Genomic DNA, 17,043 nt, shown 5'->3' on the forward strand with positions numbered 1-17,043 from the left:
ACAATTGATGGTTTTGCCAACAGTTAACATTAAGCGATATACTGACAACTCCGGCAGCAGATGGACCTTAATCCTATGAAATATGATACTTCCGAGCTTTGCGACATCTACCAGGAAGATGTCAACGTCGTTGAACCGCTGTTTTCCAACTTTGGTGGGCGGTCGTCCTTTGGCGGGCAAATCATTACGGTGAAATGTTTCGAGGACAACGGGTTGCTTTACGATCTGCTCGAACAGAATGGCCGTGGCCGCATTTTGCTGGTCGACGGCGGTGGCTCTGTACGCCGCGCGCTGGTTGATGCAGAGCTGGCTCGCCTTGCGGCGCAGAACGAGTGGGAAGGCATTGTGATCTACGGTGCCGTGCGTCAGGTAGACGACCTGGAAGAGCTCGACATTGGCATTCAGGCCATTGCGGCCATTCCAGTAGGTTCTGCGGGTGAAGGCATCGGCGAGAGCGATGTGCGCGTTAACTTTGGCGGCGTCACCTTCTTCTCTGGCGATCATCTGTATGCCGATAATACCGGCATTATTCTTTCAGAAGATCCGCTAGATATCGAATAAATCGATTTCGCATAGCAAAACGGGCGCCCCAGGGCGCCCGTTTTATTTTAAGCCTGAGCTTAAACTTCTTCCATTTTGCCCAGCAGAGCGTGTAAGCGCTCCTGCCAGACATGCTGTTGTTCTTTCAGAGAACTGTTCTCACGGATCAGCTCTTCGTGATTACCCTGCGCCTGCTGTACTTCCTGAGCCAGGCTGTTGTTTTTCTCTTTCAGCTCTTCGATTTCCATCTGCAACAATGTGATAGTGTCAATTGCCTGCTGTACTTTCGATTCTAGTTTTTCAAACACTTCAAATGACATGCCAATCTCTCCTGAATTGCAAGGCGTTGATGGATGACTATCCTCGTCCCGGCCTGACCGGCGACGCCTTAATGAACATATGCGCACCACGCAGCGTTACCCGATTGTAAGTAGCGCAGCACGGCGTGTCCAGCGGCTTCCCGTGCTCAATGCGTTACAGGACGTTTTTAAGCATATGCTGAAAGACAGCCGCCTTGTTAACCTCTGGTTGTTAACAGCATGATTAACAATTCGCCGACGTCTCCCTGCCAATCCTGAGTGATATGCGCATCTTTTAGCGCGTAAACGCGCATTTTCTTGACGTGACACGCAAAATTTAAGTTCGATATTTCTCGTTTATGTTCGTTAACGATAAATTAACACTATGCCTACACGGCATAATAGTGGCATGGACGCTCAACTTACAATAATCACTAATTTTGCCTTCAGGACCCTACTATGAGTCAGACAGCTTCTCCAACCTTAAAAGGCCAGTGCATCGCAGAATTCATGGGCACCGCGTTATTGATTTTCTTCGGTGTCGGGTGCGTGGCAGCATTAAAAGTGGCAGGTGCAAGCTTCGGGCAATGGGAGATCAGCATCATCTGGGGTTTAGGGGTAGCGATGGCTATCTACTTAACCGCCGGGGTATCTGGTGCGCACCTCAACCCTGCCGTTACCGTTGCACTGTGGCTGTTCGCCTGCTTTGACCGCCGCAAAGTTTTGCCGTTTATTGTGTCCCAGGTCGCAGGGGCGTTCTGCTCAGCGGCGCTGGTCTACGGCCTGTATTACAATCTTTTCCTCGATTATGAACAAACCCATCACATGGTGCGCGGCAGCGTAGAGAGCCTGGAATTAGCCGGGATCTTCTCAACCTATCCAAACCCGCATATCAACCTGGTGCAGGCGTTTGCCGTCGAGATGGTGATTACCGCGATTCTGATGGGCTTGATTCTGGCGCTGACCGACGACGGTAATGGCATTCCACGCGGGCCGCTGGCACCGCTGCTGATTGGCCTGCTGATTGCGGTTATTGGCGCATCTATGGGCCCATTAACCGGCTTCGCCATGAACCCGGCCCGTGACTTTGGACCAAAACTGTTCGCCTGGCTTGCGGGCTGGGGTGAAGTCGCCTTTACCGGCGGCAAAGATATTCCTTACTTCCTGGTACCTGTTTTTGGCCCGCTGGCGGGCGCGATATTAGGCGCATTCGGGTATCGTAAACTGATTGGTCGCCATTTGCCGTGCGACGTCTGCGAGGATGCTGAAGAGAAAACGCAGGCCTCCTCGACGCAGCAAAATGCTTCTTAAGCTCCACTGACTTCAGGACAAAATTATGACCACAGAAAAAAAGTATATTGTCGCGCTCGACCAGGGCACCACCAGCTCCCGCGCCGTCGTCCTGGATCATGACGCCAATATTATCAGCGTCTCGCAGCGTGAATTTGAGCAGATCTATCCTAAGCCCGGCTGGGTTGAGCACGACCCGATGGAAATCTGGGCTACGCAAAGCTCTACGCTGGTAGAAGTGCTGGCTAAGGCAGATATCAATTCCGACCAGATTGCCGCCATCGGTATTACCAACCAGCGTGAAACCACCGTGGTATGGGAACGCGAAACCGGCAAGCCGATTTATAACGCTATCGTCTGGCAGTGCCGTCGTACCGCTGAAATCTGCGAGAAGCTCAAGCGTGACGGCATGGAAGAGTATATCCGCCACAACACCGGTCTGGTCATCGACCCGTATTTCTCCGGCACCAAAGTGAAGTGGATCCTCGACCACGTTGAGGGCTCCCGTGAGCGCGCCCGCCGCGGTGAACTGCTGTTCGGGACCATCGACACCTGGCTTATCTGGAAAATGACTCAGGGACGCGTACACGTCACGGACTACACCAACGCGTCGCGTACTATGCTGTTCAACATTCACGAGCTGGACTGGGATGACCGCATGCTGGAAGCGCTGGATATACCGCGCGCCATGCTGCCGGAAGTTCGCAAATCTTCTGAAGTTTACGGCCAGACTAACATCGGCGGTAAAGGCGGCACGCGTATCCCTATCGCGGGTATCGCAGGTGACCAGCAGGCGGCGCTGTTCGGCCAGCTGTGCGTGAAAGAGGGCATGGCGAAAAATACCTACGGCACCGGCTGCTTTATGCTGATGAACACCGGCGAGAAAGCGGTCACGTCCAGCCACGGGCTGCTGACTACGATAGCCTGCGGGCCACGCGGCGAAGTGAACTACGCTCTGGAAGGCGCGGTGTTTATGGCTGGGGCTTCCATCCAGTGGCTGCGCGACGAGATGAAGCTCATCAGCGATGCGTTCGACTCAGAGTATTTCGCTACCAAGGTGAAGGACACCAACGGGGTGTACGTCGTACCCGCGTTTACCGGCCTTGGCGCGCCCTATTGGGACCCGTATGCCCGTGGCGCTATCTTCGGCCTGACCCGTGGGGTGAATTCTAACCACATCATTCGTGCCACGCTGGAATCTATCGCCTACCAGACTCGCGATGTGCTGGAAGCAATGCAGGCTGATTCGGGTATTCGTCTTCACGCGCTGCGTGTGGACGGTGGTGCAGTTGCCAACAACTTCCTGATGCAGTTCCAGGCCGATATTCTTGGCACCCGCGTAGAGCGTCCTGAAGTGCGCGAAGTCACCGCGTTAGGCGCAGCCTATCTGGCAGGCCTCGCCGTTGGCTTCTGGCAGGATCTGAACGAGGTCAGCGAAAAAGCAGTTATCGAAAAAGAGTTCCGTCCGGGCATTGAAACCACCGAGCGTAACTTCCGCTACGCCGGCTGGAAAAAAGCCGTTAAACGCGCTCTGGCCTGGGAAGAGCACGACGAGTCTTAAGCACAACTTTTCCCCCTCAACCTCCCCCTCTCCCTCAAGGGAGAGGGGGCTTTCTATGCTACACTTCGCCGCAATTCTGTTTTGTTAAAAGAGCCTTCTATGAAACGTGAACTTGCGATTGAATTCTCCCGCGTGACCGAAGCGGCCGCCCTTGCCGGCTACAAATGGCTGGGCCGCGGCGACAAAAATATCGCCGACGGCGCTGCCGTACACGCCATGCGTATCGTCCTTAACCAGGTGAATATCGACGGCCAGATTGTGATTGGCGAAGGGGAAATCGATGAAGCGCCCATGCTCTATATCGGCGAAAAAGTCGGGACCGGGAAAGGCGATGCGGTAGACATCGCCGTCGATCCTATCGAAGGCACCCGCATGACAGCAATGGGCCAGGCCAACGCGCTGGCCGTGCTGGCCGTTGGTGATAAAGGCACGTTCCTGAACGCACCGGATATGTACATGGAAAAGCTGATTGTCGGTCCCGGAGCAAAGGGCATCATCGACCTGAACCTGCCGCTGGCGCAGAATCTTCACAATATCGCCGTCGCGCTAAACAAACCGCTGAGCGAGCTGACCGTGACTATTCTTGCCAAACCACGCCACGACGCCACCATCGCCGAAATGCAAAAGCTCGGCGTGCGCGTGTTTGCTATCCCTGACGGCGACGTCGCCGCATCTATTCTGACCTGTATGCCAGACAGCGAAGTGGACGTCATGTACGGCATCGGCGGCGCACCGGAGGGCGTCATTTCAGCAGCGGTGATTCGTGCGCTGGACGGCGATATGCAGGGCCGACTGCTGGCCCGCCATCACGTTAAAGGCGACAGCGAAGAGAACCGCTTTCTCGGCGAACAGGAGCTGGAGCGCTGCAAGGCGATGGGCATTGAGGCGGGCAAGGTGTTAAAGCTGGATGACATGGCGCACAACGATAATGTCATTTTCTCTGCCACCGGCATCACCAAGGGCGACCTGCTTGAGGGGATCACCCGCAAAGGCAATATGGCGACGACGGAAACGCTGCTGATTCGCGGTAAGTCACGAACCATCCGCCGCATCAAATCCATCCACTTCCTCGACCGTAAAGACCCGGACGTGCAGAGCCATATTCTGTAAATCTGCCGTTTGTCTGATTGAGCTTTCCGGCCCGCCAGGGCTTGATATTGCTCACTTTTCTGGTAAAGATAAGGTAACAGCAAGCACAGGAGCGCAGCATGGCGGATTGGGTTAAAGGTAAAGTCACTCAGGTTCAGCACTGGACCGATTCTCTTTTCAGCCTGACGGTACAGGCCCCCGTTGCGCCGTTTACCGCCGGGCAGTTCACCAAGCTGGGGATGGAAATTGACGGCGAGCGCGTGCAGCGCGCCTATTCGTACGTCAACGCACCCGGAAATCCTGATTTAGAGTTCTACCTGGTTAACGTGCCGGAAGGAAAGCTCAGCCCTCGCCTGCACGTGATGCAGTCGGGTGACGAGATTATGCTGGTTAGCGAGGCCGCCGGGTTCTTCGTGCTGGATGAGGTCCCCGACTGCAAAACGCTGTGGATGCTGGCAACCGGCACCGCGCTAGGCCCTTATCTTTCCATCCTTCAGGAAGGCAAAGGACTTGAGCGCTTCGAAAATATCGTTCTGCTTCATGCCGTGCGCTATGCCAACGATCTGAGCTACTTGCCTTTGATGCAGGAGTTGCAACAGCGCTATGAAGGGAAATTACGCATTCAGACCGTGGTCAGTCGCGAAACGATTGCGGGTTCACTCACCGGGCGCGTACCTGCGCTGATTGAAAGCGGCGAGCTGGAAGCGGCGGTAGGCCTGCCGATGGACACGGAAACCAGCCATGTGATGCTGTGCGGTAACCCGCAGATGGTGCGTGATACCCAGCAGCTGCTGAAAGAGACCCGGCAGATGACCAAACATTTGCGTCGCCGTCCGGGCCATATGACCGCCGAGCACTACTGGTAAATTACCGGTAGTTCACGTCGCTGGTATCTTTACCAAAGCGGTTCTCGCCCTGGGTACCGACAAACGCGCCCAGGTCGATAAGCATCATGACAAAAATCAGCGTGGGGATGAAACGACCTAACCCCCACTGCGCCAGCGAACCGAATACTTCCCAGTTCCCCGCCAGCAGCAGCCAGGCCGGGATAAACATCAGCGCCCACCAACCTTTCTTGTTGCGATCGTGCAGCCGCTTAACAATAACCGCCGCCGTTGGAATTAATGAGCCAGACAGCGCCAGCCCGGCAATGGAATATGAGATAAGCTCGGCACCGGCGAAGGTAAAAATTATCGCCAGCGCGACAATCCACACGCCTATCCAGATCCAGAAGTCGCGACGCCCGATGCGGCCATTAAAGTTGAACAACCACTGCTGTATGGTCATGGTGAGGTCCTTTATACATTTATGCCGCGTAGTGTACCCTGGAGGCGCAGGTTTTTGACAAGCCAACGGAATGCCGATTTAATCGGGTGACAAATAACAGGAGAAGCTGTTGATGAAATATCTGCTCTGTGCCCTCGCGCTCTTTACGCTACCCGTTGCTGTGAGTCGTGCAGATCCCCCCTCCGATACGCCACCCGAGCTGCCAGCGGCCCCTTATTTACTGCCCGGGTCCCCCACGTTCGACCTGACTATCGCCCAGTTTCGGGAGAAGTTTAATATCGATAACCCGACGCTGCAGATTAGCGAGTTTCGCTCCATCGACTCCAGCCGCGACAAAGCTAACCTGACCCGCGCGGCGAGTAAGATTAACGAAAACCTCTATGCCTCAACTGCCCTGGAGCGCGGCACGCTTAAAATCAAATCCATGCAGATGACCTGGCTGCCGATTCAGGGACCGGAGCAAAAAGCCGCGCGCGCGAAAGCAATGGAGTATATGGCCGCCCTACTCAGAAGCTTTGCGCCAACCTACTCAAAGCAGCAAAGCCAGGAAAGATTGAGCAAACTGCTGAGCGCGGGGAAAAACAAACGCTATCTGGCCCAGAACGAAGGGGCTTTGCGCTATGTGGTGTCAGATAACGGCGAAAAAGGGCTAACCGTAGCTGTTGAACCGATTAAGCTGGCGCTTTCAGAAAGCCTGAACAACGGCGAATAAATGACAAAAAGCAAAGCCTTTCGCCCTTTGAGTCTCTATACTGTTTCACAGACCATGCTGCCCTGAGGGCAGCCATTTTTTAATTTGCATGACCTTGTGGAGAATTAAAATGCGACATCCTTTAGTGATGGGTAACTGGAAACTCAACGGCAGCAAGCACATGGTTCACGAGCTGATCGCGGGCCTGCGCAAAGAGCTGGCTGGCGTTGATGGTTGTGGCGTAGCGATCGCTCCTCCTACCGTCTATCTGGACCTGGCAAAACACGCCGCTTCCGGTAGCCACATCATTCTTGGTGCTCAGAACGTTGACGTGAACCTGTCTGGCGCATTCACCGGTGAAATCTCCGCTGACATGCTGAAAGATATTGGTGCTAAATATATCATCATCGGTCACTCCGAGCGCCGTACCTATCACGCTGAATCTGACGAGCTGATTGCGAAGCAGTTCGCAATTCTGAAACAGGTCGGCCTGACCCCTGTTCTGTGCATCGGCGAAACCGACGCGGAAAACGAAGCGGGTAAAACTGAAGAAGTTTGCGCACGCCAGATTGACGCGGTTCTGAAAACTCAGGGCGCAGCAGCATTCGAAGGCGCTGTCATCGCTTACGAACCAGTATGGGCAATCGGCACTGGCAAATCAGCTACCCCAGCTCAGGCTCAGGCCGTGCACAAATTCATCCGCGATCACATCGCTAAAGCCGACGCGAAAGTGGCTGAACAGGTCATCATCCAGTATGGCGGTTCCGTTAACGATAAGAACGCGGCGGAACTGTTTGCCCAGCCGGACATTGACGGCGCGCTGGTTGGCGGTGCATCCCTGAAGGCTGACGCTTTCGCGGTCATCGTTAAAGCAGCAGCAGAAGCGAAAAAAGCATAAGTTTCGCTGGAATGAAAAAAGGCTCCCTTACGGAGCCTTTTTTGTTTGTGATACAGGAAGTTAGCGTTTACTGATCTGGTCGAACGTTCCGCCGTTAGAGAAGTGCTTTTTCTGGGCTTTGGTCCAGCCGCCGAATTCCTGGTCGATGGTAAACAACTTCAGTTTCGGGAAGGCATTGTCGTATTTCTTCGCGACTTCTGCATCACGCGGACGATAGAAGTTCTTCGCGGCGATCTCCTGGCCCTGCGGCGAATACAGGTATTTCAGGTACTCTTCGGCAACTTTCTGGGTCCCTTTCTTATCGACAACTTTGTCGACGACAGAGACGGTTGGCTCCGCCAGAATCGACTCGCTCGGCGTGACGATTTCAAATTTGTCTTTACCCAGCTCGTTGGTTGCCAGCAGCGCTTCGTTTTCCCACGCAATCAGCACGTCGCCAATCCCGCGTTCCACAAAGGTGTTCGTTGAACCACGCGCACCGGAATCAAGCACCTCTACGTTCTTATAGAGCGCCTTCACAAAGTCCTGAGCTTTCGCCTGGTCATTATTATTGTGATGCAGAGCATAACCCCACGCGGCAAGATAGTTCCAGCGTGCGCCACCGGAGCTTTTCGGGTTCGGCGTGATGACGGATACGCCCGGCTTAATCAAATCGTTCCAGTCATGAATCTGTTTCGGGTTACCTTTACGCACCAGGAAAACAATAGTGGACGTGTACGGCGCGGAGTTATCCGGCAGACGCTTGATCCAGTTTTTATCGATGCGCCCGCGTTCGGCAATGGCGTCAACGTCATAGGCCAGCGCGAGGGTTACCACGTCCGCTTCAATGCCGTTAATAACCGACGTTGCCTGTTTGCCTGAGCCACCATGGGACTGGCGAATCACCACGTCGTCGCCGGTTTGCTGCTTCCAGTGTGCGCTGAAGGCCTTGTTATACTCTTCATACAACTCGCGCGTTGGGTCGTAGGAAACGTTAAGTAGCTGAATGTCTTTCGCTAATACGCTGCCAGACGCCAAAAGTAATGTAAGTCCCACTCCCCACTTGTTCATCGCACGCTCTCTTATCAACTTTAATGAACTCAGCCTGCCAGAAAGTTATCCATTCATTAAAGAATAAAAAAAGATTGGCTATAACCACGGGGAATATAGAGACGCATAAAAAAGGCCGGGTTTCCCCGGCCCGACCGGAAAGCTGAATTAGTACAGCTTCTTGGCGCAGTCCAGCCAGTCGCCTTTGAACGGACGCTTCATACTTTCGATAGCGTCGATAATGTCGTGGTGAACCAGCTTCTCGTTCTGGATGCCGACACAGCGACCGCCGTGACCTTCCAGCAGAAGCTCAATGGAATAGGCGCCCATGCGGGAAGCCAGGATGCGGTCGTAAGCAACCGGGGAACCACCGCGCTGGATATGGCCCAGGACGGTTGCGCGGGTTTCGCGCTTGGTTTCTGTCTCGATGTACTGAGCCAGTTCATCGATGTCGCAGATGTGTTCGGTAATCGCCACGATGGCGTGTTTTTTACCCTTCGCGATACCCGCTTTGATTTCAGCAACCAGGTCTTCGCGGTTGAACTCCACTTCCGGCAGGACAACAAATTCACAGCCACCTGCAATGGATGCAGCCAGAGTCAGATCGCCACAGTAGCGGCCCATGACTTCTACGATAGAGATACGCTGGTGGGATGAAGAGGTGTCACGCAGGCGGTCGATGGCTTCGACCACTGTCTCCAGCGCGGTGAAGAAACCAATGGTGTAGTCGGTGCCTTTGATGTCGTTATCAATGGTGCCCGGCAGGCCGATGCACGGGAAGCCCATCTCGGTCAGGCGCTTGGCACCCATGTAAGAGCCGTCGCCGCCGATAACAACCAGCGCATCAATCCCGCGTTTTTTGAGGTTTTCGATAGCAACCGCGCGGATTTTCTCATCGCGGAACTCTGGGAAACGAGCAGAGCCCAGGAACGTACCGCCACGGTTAATCATGTCGGAGACGCTGTAGCGGTCCAGGTTAACCATACGGTCTTCGTACAGGCCCAGGTAGCCATCATAAACACCCGCAACTTCCAGACCTTCTGACAATGCTGCACGAACCACACCGCGAATCGCCGCGTTCATGCCCGGCGCATCACCGCCACTCGTCAACACACCAATTTTTTTGATCATGACTACCTCTAAACTTTGAATGCAAAATTAATCCTGTTGCCGGAAACAGCCTACGGGCAAACCGAGGCATCGACTCTGCTGCAAATAGTATAACAACCGCTTCCAGCTGAATTGATTCAGGTCAGGCCAATTAGCGGTAAATGTATCCAAAAAATGCCGCTGATGTCTGCTTTTCTACAACGTTAATTACCGCTCAAACTGCCCTTGCTGCCCTGTCGGGACGACCGAGCAGGGATCCTGGTGAATAATCACATCCGAACCAGGGAAGCGATGCAGGATCGCCTGTTCCACCTGTTCGGCAATCACGTGTGCCTGAACAAGCGGTAAATTGTCTTCCATTTCGATATGAATCTGAATAAAGCGGGTCGGCCCTGACTGCCGCGTTCGTAAATCGTGCGCCCCACGTACCCCCGGCCACGACGTGACAATATCGATAATGGCCTGGTGCTCCGACTCGGGCAGAGCGCGATCTAACAGTGACTGAACAGCCTCGTGGCCCATGCGGATCGCGTTATACAAAATATAGACGCCGATCCCTAATGCAAACAATGAATCAGCCCGATGCCAGCCATACCAGGATAACGCCAGCGCCACCAGAATCGCACCGTTCATCATAACATCAGACTGATAATGAAGCATGTCGGCCCGTACCGCCTGGCTTTGGGTTTTTCTTACCACCCAGCGCTGAAAGGTGACCAGAATCAGCGTGCTTACCAGCGCAATAACCGTCACTACGATGCCCACTACAGGTTGTTTCATCGGCGACGGTTCGGCCAGATGTTGAATCCCCGTCAGAAACAGAAACAGCGCAGACCCCGAAACAAACATGCTTTGTGCCAGCGCCGCCAGAGATTCCGCTTTACCATGGCCGAACGTGTGCTCATCGTCTGCGGGCTGCAGAGAATAACGGACAACCAGAAGGTTGGTCAGCGAGGCAGCAATATCAACCAGCGAGTCCACCAGAGCCGCCAGAATACTGACCGAGCCGGTATACCACCACGCGAAAATTTTGATCAAAAGTAACAGCGATGCCATTACCGTTGCAGCGATCGCCGCACGGCTGACCAGCTGCCCATACTGTTGATTCATAGGGGCTCCAACAAATTAATGCTGGCTAGTATAGCGGATTCATCTGAACGTTAAGGCAAAAAAAACCCCGCTTTGTGGGCGGGGAAGACAGGGATGGTGTCTATGGCAAGGAAAACAGGGTTGTTACTGGTTACTACGGGTACTGCTACTACTCAGTGTCTGCAACGAGGAACTCCGCTGCAGATCCGCAAGCTCACGAAACTGATTCATGCGCTGCTGGTGTTTGTCGTTCAAAACTGCCTGCTGTTCAGGCGTTAACAGGCGGTACATTTGGTTGCGCACTTTCGCCATTTCTACCTGGCGAGTAACCTGTTCTTGTGCCATTTTTTCTGCCTGAGCACGTACGGCCGTTTCGTCAAAATTTTCAGCGGTGACCAGATTATGCATGGTCTCCATTTCGTTAACGTTCACTGGTGGGCTATCATGCCTTGCCCGTTGCATAAGGTCGCGCATTTGCTGACGTTGCTGCTCGGTCAGATTAATGCCGTCAAACATATTGCTACTTTGAATACCATTACGCTTTACTAGCTCTTCGCCGTTATGCCAGTTATCGCTGGTCGTTAATCCTGCGGCCTGGCTGGACAGGGTAACGAATGCCAGTGTCGAGGCCATGACAGCAGCGGTAACATTACGCATCACTTGCTCCCGAAATCTTGTGTGCTGCGATTCAACGAGAGCCAGTCTACGATTCCCGCTGCAAACAAGCGTCAGGGGGTGTAAAACAACGTAAAGTCATGGATTAGCGCGCCTTGATGACGTAATTTCTGCCTCGGAGGTAATTTAACAATGAATAAAATTCTGCTAGTTGATGATGACCGAGAGCTTACTTCCCTATTGAAGGAATTGCTCGACATGGAAGGTTTTAACGTAACGGTCGCCCACGACGGCGAACAAGCGTTGGAGCTTTTGGACGACAGCATCGACCTGTTATTGCTCGACGTGATGATGCCGAAGAAGAATGGCATCGATACTTTGAAAGAGCTTCGCCAGACACACCAGACACCAGTCATTATGCTGACCGCCCGCGGAAGCGAGCTGGACCGCGTTCTGGGCCTTGAACTGGGCGCAGATGACTATCTTCCTAAACCTTTTAACGATCGTGAGCTGGTGGCTCGTATACGCGCTATTTTGCGCCGTTCCCACTGGAGCGAGCAGCAACAAAATAGCGACAACGGCTCGCCAACGGTTGAAGTTGACGGACTGAGCCTGAACCCTGGCCGCCAGGAAGCCAGCTTTGACGGCATGGCGCTGGATTTAACCGGTACCGAATTCACCCTGTTGTATCTACTGGCCCAACATTTAGGACAGGTTGTTTCCCGCGAACATCTGAGTCAGGAAGTTTTAGGGAAACGTCTGACGCCGTTTGACCGTGCCATCGATATGCATATTTCCAACCTGCGCCGCAAATTGCCTGACCGTAAAGACGGGCATCCGTGGTTCAAAACCCTGCGTGGCCGTGGCTATCTGATGGTCTCCGCTTCATGATAAGTAGCCTTACCGCGCGTATTTTTGCCATCTTCTGGTTGACGCTGGCGTTAGTGCTGATGCTGGTACTGATGCTGCCGAAGCTGGATTCGCGTCAGATGACCGAGCTGATGGAAAATGAGCAACGTCAAGGCACGATGATCGAACAGCACGTCGAGGCGGAACTCGAAAACGACCCGCCGAATGACCTGATGTGGTGGCGCCGTCTGTTCCGGGCCATCGACAAGTGGGCACCTCCTGGCCAGCGTCTGCTGCTGGTCACCAGCGAAGGGCGAGTCATTGGCGCCCAGCGCAACGAAATGCAGATTATCCGTAACTTTATTGGCCAGTCTGATAATTCCGATCATCCGCAAAAGAAAAAGTATGGTCGCGTTGAGCTTGTGGGGCCGTTTTCCGTGCGTGACGGGGAGGACAACTACCAGTTGTATCTGATTCGCCCGGCAAGCAGCTCCCAGTCTGACTTTATCAACCTGCTGTTTGACAGACCGCTCCTGCTGCTGATTGTCACCATGTTGGTCAGCTCTCCGCTGCTGCTCTGGCTCGCCTGGAGCCTGGCAAAACCCGCTCGTAAGCTGAAAAACGCCGCTGACGAAGTTGCTCAGGGGAATTTACGCCAGCATCCGGAACTGGAATCCGGGCCGCAGGAATTTCTTGCCGCGGGGGCGAGCTTTAACCAGATGGTGATGGCCCTCGAAAGAATGATGACCACCCAGCAGCGGCTGTTGTCGGATATCTCTCACGAGCTGCGTACGCCGCTGACCCGCCTGCAGCTGGGCACCGCCCTGCTGCGTCGTAAAGCCGGGGAAAGCAAAGAGCTTGAGCGTATCGAAACTGAAGCGCAGCGACTGGACGGCATGATTAACGATCTGCTGGTCATGTCCCGCAACCAGCAGAAAAACGCGCTGGCAAGCGAGACGATGAAAGCGAATCAAATCTGGTCAGAAGTGCTGGATAACGCAGCCTTCGAGGCCGAACAGATGGGCAAATCGCTTGAGGTCACCTATCCGCCAGGACCGTGGCTGCTGTACGGCAACCCTAACTCGCTGGAAAGCGCGCTGGAAAACATCGTTCGCAATGCGCTGCGCTACTCGCATACGAAAATTGCCGTGAATTTCTCAGTCGATAATCAAGGGATTACCGCAACCGTGGATGATGATGGCCCAGGCGTGAGTCCGGAAGACCGCGAGCAGATTTTCCGCCCGTTCTACCGTACGGATGAGGCAAGGGACCGTGAGTCCGGTGGTACCGGTTTAGGGCTCGCCATCGTGGAAACCGCTGTTCAGCAGCATCGTGGCTGGGTGAAGGCCGAAGACAGCCCGCTGGGCGGTCTTAGGCTGGTCATCTGGCTGCCGCTGTACCACCGCAGTAAGTAACGTGTCGAACAGGCCCGTTCGGGCCTGTTTTCATCCGCCACAAATTGCTATTCTGCGCGCCTCATCCTGTGGGGGTTGTATGCTGAATATCGTCTTGTTTGAACCTGAAATCCCGCCGAACACCGGCAACATCATCCGTCTTTGTGCCAATACCGGCTTCCGGCTGCATATCATCGAGCCAACGGGGTTTGGCTGGGACGATAAGCGGCTGCGTCGTGCGGGCCTGGATTACCACGAGTTTGCAGCCGTTAACCGGCATGCGAACTACACCCGTTTCCTGGAAGCTGAAAACCCTCAGCGTCTGTTTGCTCTAACCACCAAAGGCACGCCGGCCCATAGCGCGGTGAGCTATCAGGACGGGGACTATCTGGTCTTTGGACCAGAAACTCGCGGGCTGCCCGCAGCCATTTTGGACGTGCTGCCGCCGGGACAAAAAATTCGAATTCCGATGATGCCGGACAGCCGCAGCATGAACCTGTCAAATGCGGTGTCGGTGGTGGTGTATGAAGCGTGGCGCCAGCTTGGTTATCCAGGCGCTGTGTTGAGAAGCTAAATTCCGTCGCCGTACTCAAAGCCGCCGTTGGCACCGTTGAAGTGCTGATTCATGTCGATGGCGGGCTTGTCGCTCTCAGGTTTACCGACGATGCGAGCAGGCACGCCAGCAGCGGTAGTATGCGGCGGTACCGGCTGTAGCACCACGGAGCCTGCGCCAATCTTCGCCCCCCGCCCGACCTCGATGTTGCCGAGAATTTTCGCCCCGGCGCCAATCATCACCCCTTCACGGATCTTCGGATGGCGGTCGCCGCTGGTTTTGCCGGTACCGCCCAGGGTGACCGACTGCAGAATCGATACGTCGTTTTCGACGATAGCCGTTTCACCAATCACGATGCCCGTGGCGTGGTCGAGCATAATCCCGCAGCCGATTTTTGCTGCCGGGTGGATATCGACCTGAAAGGAGACGGACACCTGATTTTGCAGGAAAATAGCCAGCGCCCGACGCCCCTCGTTCCAAAGCCAATGGCCGATACGATAAGCCTGAAGCGCATGAAAACCCTTCAGGTAAAGCAAGGGGGTGGAATATTTGTCCACCGCCGGGTCACGGGTGCGGACGGCCTGAATATCGCAGGCGGCAGAAGCAACTAACTGCGGCTCTGCCGCATAGGCTTCTTCCACCACTTCACGAATGGCGATCGCGGGCATGATTGAGGAGGCCAGCTTATTTGCGAGCATATAGCTCAGGGCGCTGCCCAGATTTTCGTGCTTGAGGAGAGTCGCGTGATAAAAACTGGCCAACATTGGTTCACAATCGGCAAGCGCTCGCGCTTCGGCTTTAATGTTGTTCCACACCAGATCCAGTTCTTCAGACGACATTGCTCTCTCCAGACAGAAAACAGCGCCCGGCACAGGCTGGCCGGGACGCTTCAGTTTTGCGGTTGCATGTTCCCTCAGGCGCAACTGAGTCAGTTGCCGCTTCGTTCATCCTTGCGTGTTCTACCAAGCAGCGTTAATGCTGCCTCGCGAGCGTTTTTTCCGCAATATAATACCTGATAAATTTCCTCGGTTATTGGCATTTCGACACCCACCCGCGCAGCAAGCTCGCGCACTTCTTTAGTGTTGCGATAGCCTTCAACCACCTGGCCGATTTTTTCCTGCGCCGAGTCCACGTCCGCCCCCTGCCCCAGCATCATGCCGAAACGACGGTTACGTGACTGGTTATCGGTACAGGTGAGCACCAGATCGCCCAGACCAGCCATACCCATGAAGGTTTCCGGTGAGGCACCCAGCGCACTGCCAAGACGGGTCATCTCCGCCAGACCACGCGTGATCAGCGCAGTACGGGCGTTAGCCCCGAAGCCGATACCGTCAGACATCCCCGCGCCAATCGCAATGACGTTTTTCACCGCGCCACCGAGCTGCACGCCGATAAAATCCGGATTGCTGTAAACGCGGAAGCTTTTGCCGCAGTGCAGCAAGTGCTGAAGGTCGTCAGCAAAAGTGTCGTCTGTAGCCGCCAGGGAAATCGCCGTCGGTAACCCGGCCGCCAGCTCTTTAGCAAAAGTCGGGCCGGAGATAACGGCCAGCGGCACGCTGTCGCCCAGCGCTTCACGAGCCACGTCCTGCAGTAATCGCCCGGTTTCTGCTTCCAGACCTTTGGTTGCCCAGACCACACGTGCATCCGCACGCATCAGAGGTTTTATCTGGCGCAGCACCTGACCGAAGACATGGCTTGGCACCACCACCAGAATATTACGGCTGGCAGAGAGCGCGGTGGCCAAATCGGTTTCAAGATGGAGCGTGTCCGGAAAGGGAACGTCGGGAAGGAACGCAGCATTACAGCGGTCGGCCTGCAAGGTCGCGATATGTTTTGGGTCATGACCCCACAGCACGACGTGGTGGCCATTTCTCGCCAGTGTGATGGCAAGAGCGGTGCCGTAAGAACCGGCACCGATGACAGTCATTGAAGCATTAACGCTGTTCATCAGGCATCCTGATGGTTTTCAGTACCTTCGCCAGATTGCTGCTGCAGATAGCTCATGAACAGCGCATCGAAGTTAACCGGTGCAAGGTTAAGCTGCGGGAAGGTACCACGTGAAACCAGGCTAGTGATTGCTTCGCGTGCATACGGGAACAGAATGTTCGGGCAGTACGCACCCAGGCAGTGTGCCATTTGCGTGCCTTCGATACCGCCGATAGAGAAGATACCTGCCTGCTGAACTTCACACAGGAATGCAGTGTCTTCGCCCAGGGTTGCGGTCACGGTGACACGCAGCACTACTTCATACACGTCGTCTGCCAGCTGGCTGGAAGCGGTGTCCAGATCCAGTTTAACTTCTGGCTGCCAGTCTTTCTGGAAGACGTGAGGCGCATTTGGCGCTTCGAAAGAGATATCCTTGGTGTAAACGCGCTGAATCTGGAAAGCCATTTCTGTGTTGTTTTGTTCTGACATGTTTATAAACCCTTAAAAATTAATGCGTCCTTAATCCGTTTCTAACGGCAGACAAATCTCGCTATCGCAGCAGGGAATCGAGTCCACCACGTGCATCAAGCGCGTACAAGTCATCACAGCCACCAATGTGCTGTGCGTCAATAAAAATCTGCGGCACCGTGGTACGTCCACTGCGCTTGATCATCTCTTCACGCTTGATGGCATCACCATCAATCGGCAACTCCTGGAAAGCCACCCCTTTGCTGTTAAGCAGGTCTTTTGCACGGTGGCAAAACGGGCAGGTTGCTTTGGTATAGATCTCAATGTTCGCCATGGCTTACCTCAGAATTATACA

The 17,043-nt window shown here is 54.5% G+C and carries 20 protein-coding genes; 10 read left to right on the forward strand and 10 right to left on the reverse strand.

The genetic code is table 11. The features are described from left to right. Positions 1–75 precede the first annotated feature (75 nt). Positions 76–561: a ribonuclease E activity regulator RraA gene (gene rraA, locus ACA108_21560; GenBank protein XEX95856.1), complete on the forward strand. Its 486-nt coding sequence runs from the start codon at positions 76–78 to the stop codon at positions 559–561. Positions 562–620: 59 nt separating this feature from the next. Here the strand turns inward: rraA and zapB are convergent, their stop codons facing one another. Continuing rightward, a complete protein-coding gene (zapB, locus tag ACA108_21565; GenBank protein ID XEX95857.1) occupies positions 621–860 on the reverse strand; it encodes a septal ring assembly protein ZapB in 240 nt (79 codons plus the stop codon). Positions 861–1,298: 438 nt separating this feature from the next. On the opposite strand from zapB, the gene ACA108_21570 reads away from it, so the two are divergent. The 4 genes from ACA108_21570 (at position 1,299) to fpr (ending at position 5,645) form a co-directional block, all read left to right on the forward strand. Beyond that, positions 1,299–2,150, forward strand: coding sequence for an MIP/aquaporin family protein (locus tag ACA108_21570; protein ID XEX95858.1), 852 nt, complete (start codon positions 1,299–1,301; stop codon positions 2,148–2,150). Between the two features lie 25 nt (positions 2,151–2,175). Then, positions 2,176–3,690, forward strand: a complete 1,515-nt coding sequence (gene glpK / locus ACA108_21575; protein XEX95859.1) for a glycerol kinase GlpK — start codon at positions 2,176–2,178, stop codon at positions 3,688–3,690. A gap of 99 nt (positions 3,691–3,789) precedes the next feature. Continuing rightward, positions 3,790–4,800, forward strand: coding sequence for a class II fructose-bisphosphatase (glpX, locus tag ACA108_21580; GenBank protein XEX95860.1), 1,011 nt, complete (start codon positions 3,790–3,792; stop codon positions 4,798–4,800). A gap of 98 nt (positions 4,801–4,898) precedes the next feature. Next, positions 4,899–5,645, forward strand: a complete 747-nt coding sequence (gene fpr, locus ACA108_21585; GenBank protein ID XEX95861.1) for a ferredoxin--NADP(+) reductase — start codon at positions 4,899–4,901, stop codon at positions 5,643–5,645. A 1-nt stretch (position 5,646) separates the two neighbouring features. On the opposite strand, the gene ACA108_21590 is transcribed toward fpr, so the two are convergent. After that, the gene (locus ACA108_21590) at positions 5,647–6,066 is read right to left on the reverse strand and encodes a DUF805 domain-containing protein (GenBank protein ID XEX95862.1); all 420 of its coding nucleotides are present in this window, start codon (positions 6,064–6,066) and stop codon (positions 5,647–5,649) included. A 112-nt stretch (positions 6,067–6,178) separates the two neighbouring features. Here ACA108_21590 and ACA108_21595 point away from each other — a divergent pair, with 112 nt between their 5' ends. Together ACA108_21595 and tpiA are read left to right on the forward strand one after the other, a co-directional pair. After that, positions 6,179–6,778, forward strand: coding sequence for a YiiQ family protein (locus ACA108_21595; protein ID XEX95863.1), 600 nt, complete (start codon positions 6,179–6,181; stop codon positions 6,776–6,778). Between the two features lie 109 nt (positions 6,779–6,887). Further along, positions 6,888–7,655, forward strand: a complete 768-nt coding sequence (gene tpiA, locus ACA108_21600) for a triose-phosphate isomerase (protein XEX95864.1) — start codon at positions 6,888–6,890, stop codon at positions 7,653–7,655. A 60-nt stretch (positions 7,656–7,715) separates the two neighbouring features. On the opposite strand, the gene sbp is transcribed toward tpiA, so the two are convergent. From sbp to cpxP, 4 genes are all read right to left on the reverse strand, one after another. After that, on the reverse strand, positions 7,716–8,705 hold the full coding sequence (gene sbp / locus ACA108_21605; protein ID XEX95865.1) for a sulfate/thiosulfate ABC transporter substrate-binding protein Sbp: 990 nt from the start codon (positions 8,703–8,705) through the stop codon (positions 7,716–7,718). Positions 8,706–8,852: 147 nt separating this feature from the next. Then, positions 8,853–9,815 carry a 6-phosphofructokinase gene (gene pfkA, locus ACA108_21610; protein ID XEX95866.1) on the reverse strand — a complete coding sequence of 321 codons (963 nt, stop codon included), beginning with the start codon at positions 9,813–9,815 and terminating at the stop codon, positions 8,853–8,855. Between the two features lie 186 nt (positions 9,816–10,001). Continuing rightward, the gene (gene fieF / locus ACA108_21615) at positions 10,002–10,904 is read right to left on the reverse strand and encodes a CDF family cation-efflux transporter FieF (GenBank protein XEX95867.1); all 903 of its coding nucleotides are present in this window, start codon (positions 10,902–10,904) and stop codon (positions 10,002–10,004) included. 123 nt (positions 10,905–11,027) lie between these two features. Then, positions 11,028–11,540, reverse strand: a complete 513-nt coding sequence (gene cpxP / locus ACA108_21620) for a cell-envelope stress modulator CpxP (protein XEX95868.1) — start codon at positions 11,538–11,540, stop codon at positions 11,028–11,030. A 150-nt stretch (positions 11,541–11,690) separates the two neighbouring features. On the opposite strand from cpxP, the gene cpxR reads away from it, so the two are divergent. From cpxR to trmL, 3 genes are all read left to right on the forward strand, one after another. Further along, positions 11,691–12,389 carry an envelope stress response regulator transcription factor CpxR gene (gene cpxR, locus ACA108_21625; GenBank protein ID XEX95869.1) on the forward strand — a complete coding sequence of 233 codons (699 nt, stop codon included), beginning with the start codon at positions 11,691–11,693 and terminating at the stop codon, positions 12,387–12,389. After that, positions 12,386–13,762, forward strand: a complete 1,377-nt coding sequence (gene cpxA / locus ACA108_21630; GenBank protein ID XEX95870.1) for an envelope stress sensor histidine kinase CpxA — start codon at positions 12,386–12,388, stop codon at positions 13,760–13,762. Before cpxR ends, cpxA begins: the two co-directional genes overlap by 4 nt. A 79-nt stretch (positions 13,763–13,841) precedes the next feature. After that, positions 13,842–14,315, forward strand: coding sequence for a tRNA (uridine(34)/cytosine(34)/5-carboxymethylaminomethyluridine(34)-2'-O)-methyltransferase TrmL (gene trmL, locus ACA108_21635; protein ID XEX95871.1), 474 nt, complete (start codon positions 13,842–13,844; stop codon positions 14,313–14,315). On the opposite strand, the gene cysE is transcribed toward trmL, so the two are convergent. From cysE to grxC, 4 genes are all read right to left on the reverse strand, one after another. Continuing rightward, positions 14,312–15,133 carry a serine O-acetyltransferase gene (gene cysE, locus ACA108_21640; protein XEX95872.1) on the reverse strand — a complete coding sequence of 274 codons (822 nt, stop codon included), beginning with the start codon at positions 15,131–15,133 and terminating at the stop codon, positions 14,312–14,314. The two genes, trmL and cysE, sit on opposite strands and share 4 nt — an antisense overlap. Before the next feature lie 89 nt (positions 15,134–15,222). Next, the gene (gene gpsA / locus ACA108_21645) at positions 15,223–16,242 is read right to left on the reverse strand and encodes an NAD(P)H-dependent glycerol-3-phosphate dehydrogenase (protein ID XEX95873.1); all 1,020 of its coding nucleotides are present in this window, start codon (positions 16,240–16,242) and stop codon (positions 15,223–15,225) included. Beyond that, positions 16,242–16,709 (reverse strand): protein-export chaperone SecB, encoded by a 468-nt coding sequence (gene secB, locus ACA108_21650; GenBank protein ID XEX95874.1) that lies wholly within the window; start codon positions 16,707–16,709, stop codon positions 16,242–16,244. Before secB ends, gpsA begins: the two co-directional genes overlap by 1 nt. Positions 16,710–16,770: 61 nt before the next feature. After that, positions 16,771–17,022, reverse strand: a complete 252-nt coding sequence (gene grxC, locus ACA108_21655; protein XEX95875.1) for a glutaredoxin 3 — start codon at positions 17,020–17,022, stop codon at positions 16,771–16,773. Positions 17,023–17,043 lie beyond the last annotated feature (21 nt).

Origin of the sequence: Dryocola sp. LX212, from assembly GCA_041504365.1 — a bacterium.
Classification (GTDB): domain Bacteria; phylum Pseudomonadota; class Gammaproteobacteria; order Enterobacterales; family Enterobacteriaceae; genus Dryocola.